This window comes from Pseudomonas asgharzadehiana (assembly GCF_019139815.1).
GTDB classification, from domain to species: Bacteria; Pseudomonadota; Gammaproteobacteria; order Pseudomonadales; family Pseudomonadaceae; genus Aquipseudomonas; species Aquipseudomonas asgharzadehiana.
The window spans coordinates 2,187,466-2,202,767 of record NZ_CP077079.1 but is presented as its reverse complement, the minus strand read 5'-3'; the positions used below and the strand labels follow the sequence as shown (position 1 = coordinate 2,202,767).

At 59.7% G+C, this 15,302-nt stretch carries 12 protein-coding genes; 1 reads left to right on the top strand and 11 read right to left on the bottom strand.

The features are described 5' to 3' along the window. Positions 1–2: 2 nt before the first annotated feature. The 5 genes from KSS96_RS10265 to KSS96_RS10245 form a co-directional block, all read right to left on the bottom strand. Positions 3–2,153: a lipase family protein gene (locus KSS96_RS10265; RefSeq protein WP_217856068.1), complete on the bottom strand. Its 2,151-nt coding sequence runs from the start codon at positions 2,151–2,153 to the stop codon at positions 3–5. Positions 2,154–2,166: 13 nt separating this feature from the next. Next, complete coding sequence (locus KSS96_RS10260) at positions 2,167–2,946, bottom strand: hypothetical protein (RefSeq protein WP_217856066.1); 780 nt, start codon at positions 2,944–2,946, stop codon at positions 2,167–2,169. After that, positions 2,939–3,775, bottom strand: coding sequence for a DUF4123 domain-containing protein (locus KSS96_RS10255; protein ID WP_065876532.1), 837 nt, complete (start codon positions 3,773–3,775; stop codon positions 2,939–2,941). The genes KSS96_RS10260 and KSS96_RS10255 overlap by 8 nt, the downstream gene beginning before the upstream one ends. Continuing rightward, positions 3,775–5,793, bottom strand: a complete 2,019-nt coding sequence (gene tssI / locus KSS96_RS10250; protein WP_065876531.1) for a type VI secretion system tip protein TssI/VgrG — start codon at positions 5,791–5,793, stop codon at positions 3,775–3,777. Before tssI ends, KSS96_RS10255 begins: the two co-directional genes overlap by 1 nt. A gap of 307 nt (positions 5,794–6,100) precedes the next feature. Beyond that, positions 6,101–7,081, bottom strand: coding sequence for a diaminopimelate epimerase (locus KSS96_RS10245; protein ID WP_017526739.1), 981 nt, complete (start codon positions 7,079–7,081; stop codon positions 6,101–6,103). A 349-nt stretch (positions 7,082–7,430) separates the two neighbouring features. Between KSS96_RS10245 and KSS96_RS10240 the strand changes: the two genes are divergently transcribed. Then, positions 7,431–8,582: an MFS transporter gene (locus tag KSS96_RS10240; RefSeq protein ID WP_017526738.1), complete on the top strand. Its 1,152-nt coding sequence runs from the start codon at positions 7,431–7,433 to the stop codon at positions 8,580–8,582. Between the two features lie 9 nt (positions 8,583–8,591). Here the strand turns inward: KSS96_RS10240 and KSS96_RS10235 are convergent, their stop codons facing one another. From KSS96_RS10235 to KSS96_RS10210, 6 genes are all read right to left on the bottom strand, one after another. Then, positions 8,592–9,569 carry a type III secretion protein gene (locus tag KSS96_RS10235; RefSeq protein ID WP_223271491.1) on the bottom strand — a complete coding sequence of 326 codons (978 nt, stop codon included), beginning with the start codon at positions 9,567–9,569 and terminating at the stop codon, positions 8,592–8,594. 130 nt (positions 9,570–9,699) lie between these two features. Further along, positions 9,700–9,888, bottom strand: a complete 189-nt coding sequence (locus KSS96_RS10230) for a type III secretion effector protein (RefSeq protein ID WP_225913318.1) — start codon at positions 9,886–9,888, stop codon at positions 9,700–9,702. A 254-nt stretch (positions 9,889–10,142) separates the two neighbouring features. Further along, a complete protein-coding gene (locus tag KSS96_RS10225) occupies positions 10,143–11,144 on the bottom strand; it encodes a type III secretion effector protein (RefSeq protein ID WP_116079848.1) in 1,002 nt (333 codons plus the stop codon). 163 nt (positions 11,145–11,307) lie between these two features. Further along, positions 11,308–13,713, bottom strand: a complete 2,406-nt coding sequence (locus KSS96_RS10220; RefSeq protein WP_135196979.1) for a TonB-dependent siderophore receptor — start codon at positions 13,711–13,713, stop codon at positions 11,308–11,310. Positions 13,714–13,810: 97 nt separating this feature from the next. Continuing rightward, positions 13,811–14,764, bottom strand: a complete 954-nt coding sequence (locus KSS96_RS10215) for a FecR family protein (RefSeq protein WP_217856064.1) — start codon at positions 14,762–14,764, stop codon at positions 13,811–13,813. 29 nt (positions 14,765–14,793) lie between these two features. Continuing rightward, positions 14,794–15,294 carry a sigma-70 family RNA polymerase sigma factor gene (locus tag KSS96_RS10210; RefSeq protein WP_065876526.1) on the bottom strand — a complete coding sequence of 167 codons (501 nt, stop codon included), beginning with the start codon at positions 15,292–15,294 and terminating at the stop codon, positions 14,794–14,796. Positions 15,295–15,302 lie beyond the last annotated feature (8 nt).

Here is a 15,302-nt window from a genome sequence, read left to right as displayed (position 1 = left end):
GATCAGACGATGGAGTCGATATCCAACGTTTGTGCCCTGCCCCGATCGCTATCCGTCACGGGCGGAATGCTGGCGATTGGGGACAGTGCTCGGTTTTCACGATGGCTGAACCAACGCATGAGGCTCGGTTGCAAGTGCGCGGCGTGAGCATGGCTGCCGTAGACATCGCGCGCCCCAAGACGACGCCACCGCAGGCTTTGCAGGCGCTGGCGACTGAGGTGCAGGCGTTCGATTTCGGCATTCAACGGCTCATGATGTTCATAAGCCCGGTCATTGGCCGGTCGATGCCGAGTCAATTCTCGCCGCTTGTCTTGCAGTTGCTTGCGCATGGTCGCGAGGGCATGGTCGAGCAACTCAAACTCTCTTTCGGTCACCAGCGGGACGTTGCTGTCCAGGGTCTGTTGCCAGCGCCGCAATGTGGCCCAGGCAGCCGGGATGTAGCTGGCGGTCATGAAGTGCTGCTTGTATTGCACCAACTGCCTGATCAACCCGTCGCGCTCAGGCATATCGCCGCGCGCATGCAACGCCCGATTACGACCGGCCTCTTCAATGGACTCACATCCGGGCCTCCACAACACCGATGAATGCGTGCCATCCGGCAGCATGATCGGCATGAAATGCTGTTGTTCACCATGGTGTTGGTAGGGGTTGCCGCCGAAACGCACCAGGCCGGCGGCGAACAACAGGCCTCCGGCGGCGGGAGCGCTGAATAACGTGACGGCGCCAGGGATCCAGAGCTTGGCGGTGGTGTTCATCCAGGGCGCCGGGACGCTGGGAACGGGGTCGTTGTGGTTGACGATACGGTGGTGGACCAGAGCGGATGCGCCGACAGTGAATTCGGAGTCGGCGGCACGCGGGGCGCCGTAGGTGTAGAGGAGGATGTTGTAGTTGGCCTCCGGTATTCTGCGCAGACCTTCTGCCAACAGCAACGCAATGGCACCGCCGAGGCTGTGGCCACAGATGACTATTCGTTGGGCTGTGTAAAATTGGTTGAGGTATCGCAGCACAAAATCACGCATCGCCCGATAAGCCTGATAGAACCCCTCGTGAGCCTTACCGACGCCTTCGGTAAAAGGTGTCTGATGAGCGTTGGCATCGCGCAATCCGTCGCTTGGGCTGGCAGTACCACGCACGGCTATCAGGATGACCTCATCGTGGTGAGTAATGAACGCCTGGGTGTCGGTACCGTCTTTTTCGTCATCAAAGAAGTGCAGGCGCGAAGGGTATTCCTGTTGTTCCTCAAGCTCTGGACGATTTTGTGGATACAACTCGGGATCGAAGGGCAAAATTTCAAAACGCCTGGAGTAAGGAACGTCTTCGTAGAGCGGATAAAAACGCTGAGTTTGTTCAGGATCAATCCGCCAGGCCTCGTCGTACCCCGAAAGCTGTTCGGCAAAGAGATTTCCAACGCTCGGGCCCAGTGGAAAATGAACTTTATCCAAAGGCTTCTCTGGTGGCTCCTGGCCGAAATTGCAGTAACTCAATGCTGCGAATAATGCCAAATGATACAAGTTCAAGGCGCAGAATTTGTCTTCAGTGGAAAGTAGCGGACGTAACGAACGCAGCGGCCGTACTTCCAGAGCGGTGTGGTTGTTGGGGAATAAGACGATGCCCGATAACGTTGACTGGGGTGGGCCGAAGCCCAGGTCGGCCAGCATTTTCAGGGCATGCCGTGGGGGCTGGTGAGTCCGGGGCGCGATGGGAGGCAAGTGTGCGACATGCCTGACCAGATCGCGTACTTCGACCTGATAGAACCGATTGGCCTGCTGTCGAGCGGGATTACTTTCAACGCGCCGACCATCCGCCGCAGCAAATCGAGTTCTTTCTGCGCGATACTGAAGTTCTGTAATAGGAAGCTTATAAGTGGAGCGCGTCATTAAGTACTCATAGGGTTGCGCCGTCCCTGAATAAAGATCGTCAAAAACCAGAACCACCGGGCCACAGTAACTATCCGTTAGTTTGGCAAAGCCGTCCCCATTCAAGCGTCCTTTATAGTGTTGCCCAACACTGTCGTAGAGGGTGTACGGCAGCCCCCCATATGAAGAGCCTGCTCCGAACTCATCAACCAAACAAAAACTGATCCAATGCCCTCGCAACGAGCAGGCAGGTTTTATATCACTGAAAAAAGGTTGCTTCCGTGCGTCAAGCTTCATGAATTTCTCCTTTTTACTTGCAGGATGGATAAACCTCGCAGGTGCGACCATCCGGCATTTTTATAGGTTTAAAGTCGGTGACATTACCGTTGCAGAAAGCGTACGGGTCTTCGAAGCTTTTCCCTTTGCAGCGCTTCCAACCATCCGGAACGGCTACCCAGTTATCGTCGATAGCGGGCGCCTCCTCATCAATTACCCTCAGCGCCATCCTGAGGGTTTTCCCCGCTAGCTGATCTCGTTGCGCCAAACCACCAATGGGTGTTTTTTGCAGTTGGCCCAAGGCGTCCAGCGAATTGCATTTAAGAAGTTTTATGATTGCCTGCTTGGGCCCCACCGTCCGAAATAACCACTGACACTGCCCAGGCAACTGCTGAACACCTGAATCTGGCATTTCCGATGAATGGATATCGGAGCGATCCAAAATTGCGATACTGCCCAGATCCCCGTCAAGATCTGAATCGCGACTCCCCCACTTCGCATATACATCGAACTCCACCCCTCGCAATACCAACGGGCATCCATTGACAGTTTCCGTCAGCGGCAGTTGATAACTCAGCCGATGGGCCACTGGTGTGTAATCGGTAAAAAATACCTTGCGCTCAGGCCTCTTGCCTCGACGCTGTGGCAAGGTGCACGTTTCCCCGGTCGCTGGTCGGTAATTGGCGGCAGTTTTGAGTTTAAAATTCGCCGGCAAATCCACCTCCAGCGTGAAGCTGTCAACCGGCCGCCCCACGCACCCAAAAAGCCCGGTGATACCCAGTGCAAACAGCACGCCTAAAACTTGTCTATTCATCCTTGTTCTCCATCAAACACCACTGCCGCACCACTCGTTCGAAATGATCTTCGGGGGTTTCGCCAACCTTTGGCTGCCAGCAAATCACACTGCTGCGCGTAGCCTCTTCCAACCTGCGTACGACTAAAAATTCCAATTGTTCGGGCCGGGTCCATTGCCAGGCGCGAGCCTGTTCCAACACGTGGGTCAACCAGACTTTGGGGTCTTGAGACTCGACCAGCACAACCAGGTCTTCACTGTGTTCAGCCAGCAGGTAGCGCAGGATATTGGCGTGCAGAATGGCGCCGGCGTTTGGGTTGGGCGTGTTCAGCCAAGGGGCGGGATCGGGCACCGGGTACTCGTCTGGAGCAGGATTATCGGCAGTGTGCCAGCGGTCTTCGTGCCAGTAGCACACGCTGAGCAATGGGCCGAGGAAGGCCGGCCGATGCTCCAATGGCAAATAAGCCACTGCACGTGCCAGCGTGCGATTGTCGTGAAAGCGGTACAGCGACTGGTTACCTGGCGACCCGAGCAGCATCCGGTTACGCCAGTGGCGAGTCACGGCCGTCAAGTCAGCGGTTGGCAGGCTGCCCAGCCAGCCCCAATTCGTTTCCGGCTGCGTTAACAGATCACGCAGCGCCGCTTCGTTCACCTGATCCAGCAGCAGGATCACCGGGCCCGCCATGACCATTTCCGCCAGCGGCGTTTGCGCGTAAACGTTGCAATACCCTGATAACTCGCGGGTGGCCATCATGGGTTGGCGTGCCGCGTTATCGCCCTCAAGCACCAGGCACAGCCAGCGTCCCGCCTGTTGTTGTTGGGCCATCCATTGGTTTGGAAGGTTGTTCATCAGGCTACCCTTTCACTGAGCTCGCACAGCCCTTCGCGGCAGCGCTCACAAACAGGGCAGAAGTCCGCGCCCAGTTGCCTGGCCAAGGTCATGATGGCGCCTTGTGCGGCGGCGACTTTCGGCCCCTCGACCGCCGATGGAACACTTGTTGATGAGGTTGCACACGGCGCACCGCCGAGGGTGATAGGGCGACTGCAAAAAATACCCCCCGCCTGGATAACCAGGTGCTCTCCACCGGCCATGAAGCTCAGTTGTGCGCCTGCGTCGATCACCAGCCGGGCACCGGCCTTGAGGTGAATCTGCTGGCCGGCTTCAACCTCCACGGTCTGCCCCACATACGTACGGCTGTCGCCCTGCACATCCAGGTGATCGTTAGCCCGCAGAACCACCGTGCGATCTCCGCTGACATGGCGATGCTCGTCGTTTTCCAGGTGAACCGTGCTCAAGCCGCGAATGATTTCCCGCCGCGCCCCCGCCACCTCCAGGCGGCTGTCATGGCCCACCTGTTGTTCCAAGTCTCGTTGGGCCCTCAAGTAGATGAGCTCTTCACCGTGGCGGTCTTCCAGGTACAACTCATTGCAACCATCGCCGCCCAAGGTGCTGCGGCTACGCAGGACGCTGCGGGTCTTGTGCTGCGGCAAGGGGTAGGTGGGAAGATGCGAGGCATTGGGTAGGCATCCGTTGATCAACGGTTGGTCCGGGTCGCCTTCCAGGAATGTCACCAACACTTCCATGCCCACCCGCGGGATCACCGTTGCGCCAAACCCGTCACCAGCCCAACTGGACGCCACCCGTATCCAGCAACTGCTTTTGTCATCGGACTTGTCCAGCCGGTCCCAGTGAAAGCGCACCTTGACCCGGCCATACGCGTCGCAATGCACCTCTTCACCGGCAGGCCCGGTTACCGTTGCGGTCTGGCTGCCATTGATGGTCGGCTTGGGGTGGTTGAGGGGCGGTCGATAGGTCGCGCGCCAGGGTGTCGCCTTGAAGCGATTGCGATACCCCTGGAACCCTTCAACCTCACCTGTCGCCTCCTCCAGCACCTGGGGCTGATACCCCTCGTGACGTACCGAGGTAATCAACCACAGGTCATTGCAGGATGGGTCCGGGTGATCGCGCAATTCCAGGAAATGCCCGCTGCGCAGCGCCGGGAGATCGCTTCTGCCCAATGCTCGATGGCGGTCGCTCTGATGGCGCTCGAGCCCCCTGCGAGCCAGGCGCCCGCCCCTTGCACGGCCCTTGAAACCTGCGGGGTAGTGGTAGTCTTCAAGAGGCTGTATCGAAGCGTCGCCTGCCGTGTCCTGCAAGCGCAGGGAAGGATGCTCGAAATCATGATCGCGTCGCACCGTTTGCCGGCTGCGCGTGGCCAGGCGCACATCGAAACGCTGGATAACCTGCGTTTCGGCCGCCGGCCCTCCGACAGGTGAGTAACGCTGCAAGGGCAAGCGGCGAAATACGGTCTGGTCATCGCCAAACACCAGTACATGCGCGTCGTCGCTGTGGCGGAAGTGGTAATGAATACCCTCCTCCGCGCACAGCCGTTGGATGAAATGCAGATCGGTTTCCGCGTATTGCACGCAAAACGTACGCGGCGGATAAACCACCGGGCCTAGTTCGAACACGTAGGCGTCGGCCAGGATGCCGTGGTGTTCAAGGACTGCCGCGATGATCTGGGGCACGCTGCGTTGCTGGAAAATCCGCTGGTCACGCCGATGAGCCAGGTTGGCCAGGCGCGGTGCCAGCGTCAGGCGATACCGGGTGAGTCGGCGCCCGGGGTCATCGCGGCCGATCGCGTAAACCTGCCCGTGCAGCCCCTCTGCCCCTTCGCCAAAATCGAGATAGGCGGGTTGATGAAGCAGTGCTTCCAGGTCCAGGCTGGGGTTCTCACTGAGCACCTGCACCTGAATGAAAAACGGTTGATCGATGACCTCGTGGCCTTTAAACGCAAGCACCTGAAAGTCTGTCTCTATTCCTGGAACGATAAAGTTGAAACGTGACGAAACAAACGCGTTAACCATCCGTTGTTACCCGCCATCTTTTTTATTGCTGAATTGAAATACTTCCCCTCGGCCATACAGCGAATGAATGACCGAGAAAAAGCACCTGAGCGCACTGAAGCTTAGCGATTTCAGGTAAAAATCGGCCGCTTAAAAATAAAAAAGAAGTTTCGTACAACGGAGATAGAAGTATCTTTTACAAAATAATAAAACGAGGCATTAACTAATTTTTAAATATAAGAAACACCCTACAAAAACTTACAACTAAATATCTAACTCATTACGAAACAGCTGACACCCAGCCAAGGTATCAGCCGCACATAAAACCTCATGCCTGACGGCGGGCAGTCCCGAACAGACTGACGTTTAGCAATGTGTCGGCCTGCGTATGCAAGCGCACCGGCGCGGTGCCACCTGGCATCACCACCGCAACTTCGCCGCCCTCGACCCAGCCCGCACGCCACGCTGCAACAGCCACTGCGCTGGCGCTGGTTCCGGAAGACGCGGTAGGCCCCTCTCCCCGTTCGAACACGCGTGCGACAACCCGGTTACCGGATTGCCTGGCGGCCCACTGCAAATTGATCCCGGCTGCACAAGGTTGGCCGGCTCCCGCCGGAGGCGCAAAGGCAATCGCCCGCAGTGGTTCGAACAGGGTTGGCTGGTGCATCTGCAGGTTCTCCGGCAATGCTGAAAGCTGTTCGACCAAGGTGACACAGTGAGGATTACCCACCCGCACAAACTGGCTGTGAGCCCAGTGCGGATTGATCGCCGCCAGCGCATTCACACGGTTCAGTTCGGTGCCGCCCAGAAAGGCTGGATCAACCCCTTGCGCGCCCACGGCAGACGGCCCGAACGCGGGCAAACCCAGGTCCAGCCAGAACCCGTCGACCTGCTCATATACCGCCGGTTCAACCCGAGTCGCCACCGGCGATGCCGCGTCGGCCTTGTCATGATGGACCCGCAGTTCACAGGCTGCAGTCATCAAACCCTGGTCGGTGAGCGCCTGGGCAAAAATCGTCAAACCGTTACCGCTGCGCTCGGCCAGGGTGCCGTCGGTGTTGACGATCAACAGGTCAAACGGCGGCTCGGTCTGAAAAGGCCCGACCAACAAACCATCACAGCGATGCACCTTGGCGCCGACCGGGCGCACCCCCCAACCGCATTCGGAGGCAATGGCCGACTCGGCCCACACGCTGCGGGCAGCTGCGGCCAGAGAAGCACTTTCGGGCACCTTGATGCCTCGGCTCCTTAGAAAGACTGGGCTGACCACCCCATAAATGTTGCCTCGTGCGTCATAGAACAGGGTCATGGCGCTGCCCGCCTGAAAACTTTCATCGGTTCGTCCGTTCGGTTGCCTACATGCTGGCCAAGCAGCGTATTACACAACGCGGTTTTTTTGTGAAGCGGCCTGGAAGGTGGCAATCCACCGTAAGACCCCCGGGGTTCACCGACTCTCGCGGGGATTACGCACCTTCCAGAACGCCTCCTGCGAACTCGACCACCTCTATGTGATGCTCAAGGCCAATCGCGTTCCCGGTTTGTACAAATAAAATTCATCGACAGTCATCCCAAGGGAACCCTGGCTCGCTCGCCAAGGCCTGATGTGCAAGGATGTCGCGCCGGACATCGTTCGTTGAACGCAAAACCAAGGACTTTTCATGACTGCCATTCCCACCTCAGCGCCCGTGGTTCCCGGGCGGCTGGAGCAAATGTCGACGCGTATCGCATTTTTCATCGCCGGCTTCGGCATTGCTGCCTGGGCCCCGCTGGTGCCGTATGCCAAAGCGCGTGCGCAACTGAATGAGGGCACGCTGGGCCTGCTGCTGTTGTGCCTGGGTGTAGGTTCGATCATCGCGATGCCCGCGGCAGGCGCATTGGCCTCACGTTACGGCTGCCGGCGTGTACTGACCGCCGGTACGATCATGATCTGCCTGGCCTTGCCGATGCTGGCGACGGTCAGTTCGGTTCCGTTGCTGATCGCCAGCTTGTTCCTGTTCGGCGCGGGCCTGGGCACGGTGGACTCCACAGTGAACTTGCAGGCGGTGATCGTTGAACGGGCCAGCGGCAAGACCATGATGTCGGGCTTCCACGGGTTGTTCAGCCTGGGCGGTATTGTCGGCGCGGCAGGGGTTGCCGGGTTGCTGGGGCTGGGCATGTCACCGTTGCAGGCAACCTTCGTCGTGATCATCGTCATGGCCGTTGCGCTGCTCAAGGCCGGGCCGCATTTGCTGCCCTACGGCAGTGAAAGTTCGGGCCCGGCGTTTGCGATTCCCCATGGCGTGGTGCTGTTTATAGGGTGCCTGTGTTTCATCGTGTTTTTGGCCGAAGGGGCGGTGTTGGACTGGAGCGCGGTGTTCCTCAGTGCCGAACGCGGGCTTGATGAGGCCTACGCAGGCCTCGGTTATGCGGCTTTTGCACTGACCATGACCGCAGGAAGGCTGACCGGTGACGCCATCGTGCGGCGCCTTGGCGCGACTCGGGTGATCGTGATCGGCGGTGCACTGGCAACTGCCGGCTTGTTACTGGCGACCTTGTTACCAGCGTGGGAAACCGCGCTGCTGGGTTATGCACTGGTTGGCGCCGGCTGCTCGAATATCGTGCCGGTGCTCTACACCGCCGTCGGCAAGCAAACCGTCATGCCGGAACATATTGCAGTGCCCGCCATCACCACCTTGGGGTATGCCGGAATTCTCGCAGGCCCCGCGGTGATCGGCTTTGTCGCCCACGGTAGCAGCCTGAGCACGGCCTTCGTACTGATCGCAGTGTTGCTGGCGGGTGTGGCCATCAGTGGCAAAATCCTCAGGGTGTAAGCCTGGCCATCAGCGCGCCTTGTGAGCCTCGTCCTGCTCCAGCCAGCGGTCGAGGCTTTTGTTGCTGAGCCAGCCGTCCTTTTGCGGTGGACCAAACAATCGACCCGCATTTGCACGCTCCAGTGCGGGGAGTAAACCGGGGCGCTCAAGAATGTTCTTTGCCGTGTAGACGCAGAACTCGCTGTATTTGGGCCTGGGCATACCGGTGGACGGGTCCAGCACCGGGGCGCCCTCTCGGTCAACAGCATAAGGGTCCTGCATGACGGCCTTGAGCGCGGCAATTTCGACGTACTGATGATGCTCGAAGAGAAACGTCCGATCGTGTGCCTTGTCTCTCAATTGCTCAAACTGACCTTGCAGCGCGTGGACCACCTGGGCGTTGCTGCTGGCATGAAACGGATCCTGGCTGAAAACGTTTGGCGAGCTGTTGCCCTGCAGGGCTCGGGCCGCGGCCCTGAGACTGTCCCGTGTGATATCACCGTCGCGGCTCACGATTGCATCGTTGAGCCGCGGACGCTTGAGAATTTCGCAGACCACTTGGATCGTTCGATCCAGCGCTTCACTTTCACCCGTAGGTGCGGCGGTAATCCGTTGTAATGACGACTGGGTCAAACGCCCGTCGTTCAGGAACGGGTGCAGCAGGCCAAAGGCTTTTTCAAGGGCCGTGGTCAATTGGTTGTCGGTGGACGTTGCACCCGGCGGGGAAAGATTGGCCCGCTCAGCAGGCAAGTTCTGCAACGCCCGGTGGTGCAGCACCGACAAGGTCCCGCGCAGCAGCCGCGGCCTGCGTGGTTCGAAGGCCGGGCGCTCAGGGCCGTCGTCGAGCCAGGTTTCAGTGGCGGTGACCGGTGCTGGCGCCGTGGGTCGTAACGCTGGCCCGTCGAGGGCCAGGGGTCGAACGTGAGGTAATGCACCCTCGATTGTCATGGGTTTCTCTCCAACTTTTCCGATACATACCTGCCCGATGATCGCCACCGCGGCGGCCAAAAAAATCGAATGGACTCCACCCAGGCAAGCCCCTCATAAGTGGTTGGGTGGGGACGCCGGTTCCAGATGATCGACGGATACCCATGACAGCATGTAAAAACGTGGCGAGCAGGTCAGGTGGCTGCCACTGTCAGCGACGCCACCAGGCCGTGAGGCTGCTGATCAGCCCGGTGTGTTTGGGTGGCCGCCCATCGTCACTTGCCATGTGTTCAATGGCGAGCATGGCCCGGGAAAAGTCATCCGCGACAGGTGCCTGGAATTTGCGTTGGCCCTCGAAGGTCTTCATTCGTCGGGCTTCGACGGTATGCACATTCGACACGATCGGTAGCTCCTGTTCAGCACGGTCAATGGTGGACACAACCGGTTCGGCAATGTGGGCACCGCGAAAGCATTCATGGCAGCCGTGCTGGGAATGAAACGAGGTTGAAGTCACTGCTTGGCCCTCACTCGGGATCTGGAACGCGACCGACTGATCAAAGCCGATGGATATCACCTATGTGGCGAACCGGCGTAAGCAGTTCCTGACACAACAAAGGCAGGCGCCGCCCTGGGGTTGCGGCGCCTGGGTTGCGGTCAGCGAGACAGCAACAGAAGCGCTTTGCGGCTGATTCGACCGTCATTATCACGCCCCGCGAGGTTGTCCATGGTTTTCAAGACATCACCGCGTCTGAGGATTTCCCGGGCCAACTGGATCAGGTGACTCTTGGGCGAGTCGCCCGTCAGGCTCTGGCCCGCCAGCGCTCGCAGATCGCTGAGTTTCAGGTCTCGCCCCCACCCCCTGCCCTTCAAGGCATCGAAATGTTCAAGCATCTCCTGGGCCAGTTGCTTGTCTGAGTTGTATTTGAAGAAGTTCGTGTCGCTGATGACCATGCCCAGTTTTTGCCGGTTGATCAGGCCATCCAACGCCCCCGTGGAGCGATGCCGGTCAATGGCATCCACCAGCTCCGGGCGCCGCAGCAACTCTTTGGCCAAGCGGATGTTCTGATTCATGACGGGGTCATGTGACCAGCCTTTTTTGGCCATTTCGCGAATGCTGTTGACGCTGACATAACCGGCGTTCCCGCGATCCTTGAAGGCGTCGAAGTTGTCCAGCAACTGCTGGGCCAACTGCTCTCTGCTCTTGTTTGCGTACCCAGGATCAATGCCGTACGAGGGCGACGGGTAAGGCCTGCCGCCAACCGGATGTGGCCTGGCGGGGGCGCAATCACCCGGCATCGGCCTGGGTGGCGCACTGCCGCAACCCGGATGCACAGGCGGGCGCTGCCCACCCCACCATTGGCTCATCCAATGGCTGAATTGATGCATAACGCTCGTCGGCGCAGGAGTGCCGTGAGGATGTGCGCTGTGACCGGCATGGCCGTGATGCAGTGCCGGCGCTGGATGCCTGCCGAATACCGGGCCGCTCGGATTTGCCAGGGGGGAGAAGTTGACGTTTGCGGCGTGTTGACCATTGAAGGACAACGTGGACAACCCAGGACGGCTGGCTTTGGCCTCGGGCTGTGCAGTGGCGTTGGCCTGCACACGCTCAGGGGGCAAGGGGTTGGATACAGGTGTATCGAGAGACGATACCGACATGGCTTTCTCCATTACAGTGGGCGCGATTTTCAGCTACCCCTGTGTGGCGTTTGTGTCGGAATCGGTTCCTGATCCCACGCTGATACGCGGTGTGGGGCTGTAGGAAACAGGCAAAAAAAATCGCAGCCCGTTGTGGCGCTGCGATTTTCCCAAGGGTTATAGGTCAGAAGCCTACGCTGGCCTGTACAAAGAACGTACGAGGCTCGCCCAGGTACAACCCGGCGTTGTTGTCGCTGGAACGGGTGTAGTGCTGCTGGTCAAATAGGTTTTTCACCCCTACCCCAACCTTCAGATTCGATAGCTGCTGGCCAAAGTCATAGCCACTGCGCACGTTGACGGAGACATACCCCTGGATATCACCGAACTGGCCGTCCGCCGTGCCTTGGGTGACGTAGGTGCTGGTGGTGCCCGGCGCCCGCTGGCCGGATTGGGCGTATACATCCAGGTTATGGGTCCAATGATTGACGTCGTAGCGCACGCCCAGGGTCGCCACTTCACGCGAATACAGCGGCAGGTCGCGGCCTTTAAATGGCACATCGCCTTCGGCCGTGGCCTTGGTATAGGTGAAGCCGGCATTGGCGGTCAGGCCGTTGAGGCGTGGGTCCAGGTTCGACAAATCATAGTGTGCCGACGCTTCGATACCGGTGTGCTTGGTGGCACCGAGGTTGGTCCAGCCCACGTCGTTGCTGACGTATTGCAGCTCATCCGAGAAGTCGATGTAGAAGAAGGTCAGTTCACCGCCCCACACGCTGTCGTTATAGCGGGTGCCGACCTCGTAGGTCTTGGCTTTTTCCGGGTTCAGGCCGTTGGCGGTCTGGTCGCCGGTGCCGCCCTGCCCCAACTGGAAGTATTGCAGGCTGCCAAACGAGGTCTCGTAGTTGGCGAACAGTTTCCAGGCGTCGGACAGGTGATACATGACGCTCAAGGCCGGCAACGGTTCGTTGTTGTGAATCTCGCGGTGTTTTTCCTGGGTACGGGTGCCGTTCAAGGCGACCACGGGGCGGTCGTGCCATTCGGTGCGGATATCTTCGAAGCGGATGCCGGGGGTGATGGTCCACTTGCCGATGTCCACTTTGTTATCGATATAGAACGCGTTGGCCTCGGTGCCGCCCGTGCGATCCTGATACACATGGCCGTCGCTCTGACCGCCTGGTGTCGGCACGTTGTTGACCAGGTTCAGGCTGGTGGCCTGCTCGTGCATGCCTTCTTTGAGGTAGCGATAACCGACGCTGACTTCCTGGGTGCTGGGGCCTACGTCAAATACATGGGACACGCGCGGCTCGATGCCGAAGGTGTAATAGGTACGCGGGTAGGAGCCGAGGGTTTTGCCGTCGCGGTTGGCGATGTTGCTGCCACGGAAGCTGTCGGAGTAATAGGTCAGCACTTCAGCCTGGGTCCGGTCGTCGATCTGGCGGATGTACTTGAAGGACACGTCTTTGCGGCGGCCGCTGAAGTTGTCCCAGTCGCGCACCGATTGGTACGGGTTGGCGTCGAACTGCCGCTGTGTCAAGCCACCCGGCATGTCGGCGCTGGCGTCGTAGTAGTGCACGTTCAGCGAAAAATCGTCTTGATCGGTCGGCGCCCAGTGGGTCTTGAAGATCACGTCGTCTATATCGTTGGCGTTGTTGCTGTTGCGGTAGCCATTGCCATTGACCCCGGAGTACAGCAGCGCCACGCCGATGCCGTTGTCTGCGGTGCCACCGATAAAGGCGTTGTCGACATGCTTCCAGCCACCGTGGGCGGAGGTTTGCAGCGTGGTGCCGACTTCACCGGAAAATTTCTCGGGGATCGCGCGAGTGACGAAGTTGATCACACCCCCGACGTTTTGTGGCCCGTAACGCACGGAACCGGCTCCACGCACCACGTCGATGCTGTCCAGGTTGCCCGCGGAAATCGGCGCCATCGACAGTTGCGGTTGGCCATACGGCGCAAACGCAGCCGGCACGCCGTCGATCAATACGGTTGAGCGTGGCGACAAGCGAGACGTCAGCCCGCGTACACCGACATTGAGCGAAATATCGCTGCCACCGGTACCGTTGGACTCTTGCACCTGCACGCCAGGCACGCGGCGCAGCACGTCGCCGACGTTCATCGCGCCCTGCTCCACCATGGCTTCGCGGCGGATCACCGTGCGTGCGCCGGGGTGGTTCTGCACCAGCTCGGCGTTGGCATCGCCGAGCCAGTCGCCCACCACTTTGATATCGGTGGCCCCCAACTCCAGGGGCGAGCCGACGTCACCGCTGCCACTGCTCAGTGGGCGCAAGGTCACGGAGCCGGCGTCGATCTGGTAGTCCAGGCCACTGCCTTGCAGCAATTGGTGCAAGGCTTGTTCGGGTGAAAGATTGCCGTCTACCGCAGGCGCCTGTTTGCCCGCAACCATGTCCGGGCTGAAGAACACTTGCAGGGATGTCTGTTGGCCCAGTTGGCTCAGTGCCGCGCCGAGGGGTTGGGCCTGGATATGGATAACGTCGCCAGCAAAGGCGCAAGGCATCGCGGCACTGACCGCAAGGGCCAGGGCCAGCGGGACCCAGCAAGCGATTTTATTGTTGTGAACGGCAGTTTTTTTCACGTTGAGCCTAGTCCTGTGAGCGCAAAAGTAAGCGGCTGTTAATGCAAACCAGTTGCAGTTGCAGGAGAAGACGAAGAGCTCGGAAAAAACCTGAATGTCAGCGTGAAATTATTTCCTGGCTGCCATCCGGCAGTGCTCGCACCGCGACAGGCAGGATGTGCGGCAAGGCCTTGAGCAAGGCGTCGGTGTCGTTGGCCTTGAATACGCTGGTTAACCGCAGGTTGCCCACGCCAGGCGTACTGACCCGCAGGGGTTGCTCGCGATAACGCGACACCTCACGCGCCACGTCCGCCAGCCTTGCGTTGGTGAACACCAGCTTGCCGCTACGCCAGGCTGTCAGTTCCTCGGTATTTACCGTGTAGGCCCCCGCCACCAAGCCTTTTGCGTCCACTTGCGTGCCCAGGCCCGCCGTCAGTGTGACCACGTCGTATGGCGAACGGCCCTGTACCTTCACCGTACCCGCTTCGACCGCCACGCGGGTCTGGTCTTCATCGCGGCGCACATCGAAGCGTGTGCCGGTCACGGTTACCTGCCCGGCCCCGGCGGCGACCACAAAAGGTCGGCTGGTGTCATGTTCGACGCTGAACAGCGCTTCGCCCTGTTTGAGTTCCACAGTGCGCCGGGCTTTTTCGTAATGCACCGTGACCACGCTGCGGCTGTTCAAATCCATCACCGAGCCATCGGGCAACGCCACCTGGCGATGCTCGCCCAGGCGCGTGCTGAATTCGGCGCTGTACGGCTTGGGGTGTTCGAGCCCGCTGAACAGGCCCAACCCCAGCGCCACGGCAACTAAGCTGGCCGCGACGGCATAACGCAACGCCGCACGACGTTTGGGGCGCTCGGCCGGGGCTTCGCACAATGCCTGCAAACGGGCCTTAGGCAGCAGGTCAGCGGCACGCCACATGCCTTGCAACACGTCGAACTCGTATTGGTTCTGGGGCTGCTCCGCACGCCAGGCGTCGAAGCGCTGGCGCTCGTCGGGGCTCAGCTCGCCCTCTTGCAGGCGTACAAACCACTGCGCGGCTTCGTCGCGGGCACGGCTATCCATCATGGAAGGTCCTGTTTCAGAGCGAGCTTGGGTCATGGGGCCATCGCGTCCAAGCGATCACGCAGATGCCGCAGGGTGCGGATCATATACTTTTCCACCATATTCTTGGACAAACCCAGGCGTTCGGCGATTTCCTGCTGAGTGAGGCCCTCGATTTTCTGCCAGATAAACACCTTGCGACAGGTGAGCGGCAACTCGGCCAACGCCCTTTCAACGGAGTCTGCCAGTTGGATCGCATGCATGAACTGCTCGGGGTCGCCACTATTAAGCGGGCTCTGGTCAAGGGCCTCCAGCGCAATTGCCTCGCGCCGGTCTTCGCGGCGGTAGGCGTCCACCGCGATATTTCGCGCGGTCTGGTGCAGATAGGCGCGCGGTTGCACCACTTCGGTGGAGGCGGACTCGAGCACCCGCACGAAGGTGTCATGGGCAATGTCTTCGGCCTGCTGGCGGTTTTTCAGGCGGCGCGTCCAGGTCCCGATCAACTCTTCGTAGTGCTCGAAAAAGCCTGTTCTGCGGGGCGGCTGGGGGATCATTGCGGGAG

Coding starts and splice junctions, on each gene's coding strand:
- KSS96_RS10265 (WP_217856068.1), bottom strand. CDS start 2,153: ATGAAGCTTGACGCACGGAAGCAACCTTTTTTCAGTGATATAAAACCT.
- KSS96_RS10260 (WP_217856066.1), bottom strand. CDS start 2,946: ATGAATAGACAAGTTTTAGGCGTGCTGTTTGCACTGGGTATCACCGGG.
- KSS96_RS10255 (WP_065876532.1), bottom strand. CDS start 3,775: ATGAACAACCTTCCAAACCAATGGATGGCCCAACAACAACAGGCGGGA.
- tssI (WP_065876531.1), bottom strand. CDS start 5,793: ATGGTTAACGCGTTTGTTTCGTCACGTTTCAACTTTATCGTTCCAGGA.
- KSS96_RS10245 (WP_017526739.1), bottom strand. CDS start 7,081: ATGACCCTGTTCTATGACGCACGAGGCAACATTTATGGGGTGGTCAGC.
- KSS96_RS10240 (WP_017526738.1), top strand. CDS start 7,431: ATGACTGCCATTCCCACCTCAGCGCCCGTGGTTCCCGGGCGGCTGGAG.
- KSS96_RS10225 (WP_116079848.1), bottom strand. CDS start 11,144: ATGTCGGTATCGTCTCTCGATACACCTGTATCCAACCCCTTGCCCCCT.
- KSS96_RS10215 (WP_217856064.1), bottom strand. CDS start 14,764: ATGATGGATAGCCGTGCCCGCGACGAAGCCGCGCAGTGGTTTGTACGC.
- KSS96_RS10210 (WP_065876526.1), bottom strand. CDS start 15,294: ATGATCCCCCAGCCGCCCCGCAGAACAGGCTTTTTCGAGCACTACGAA.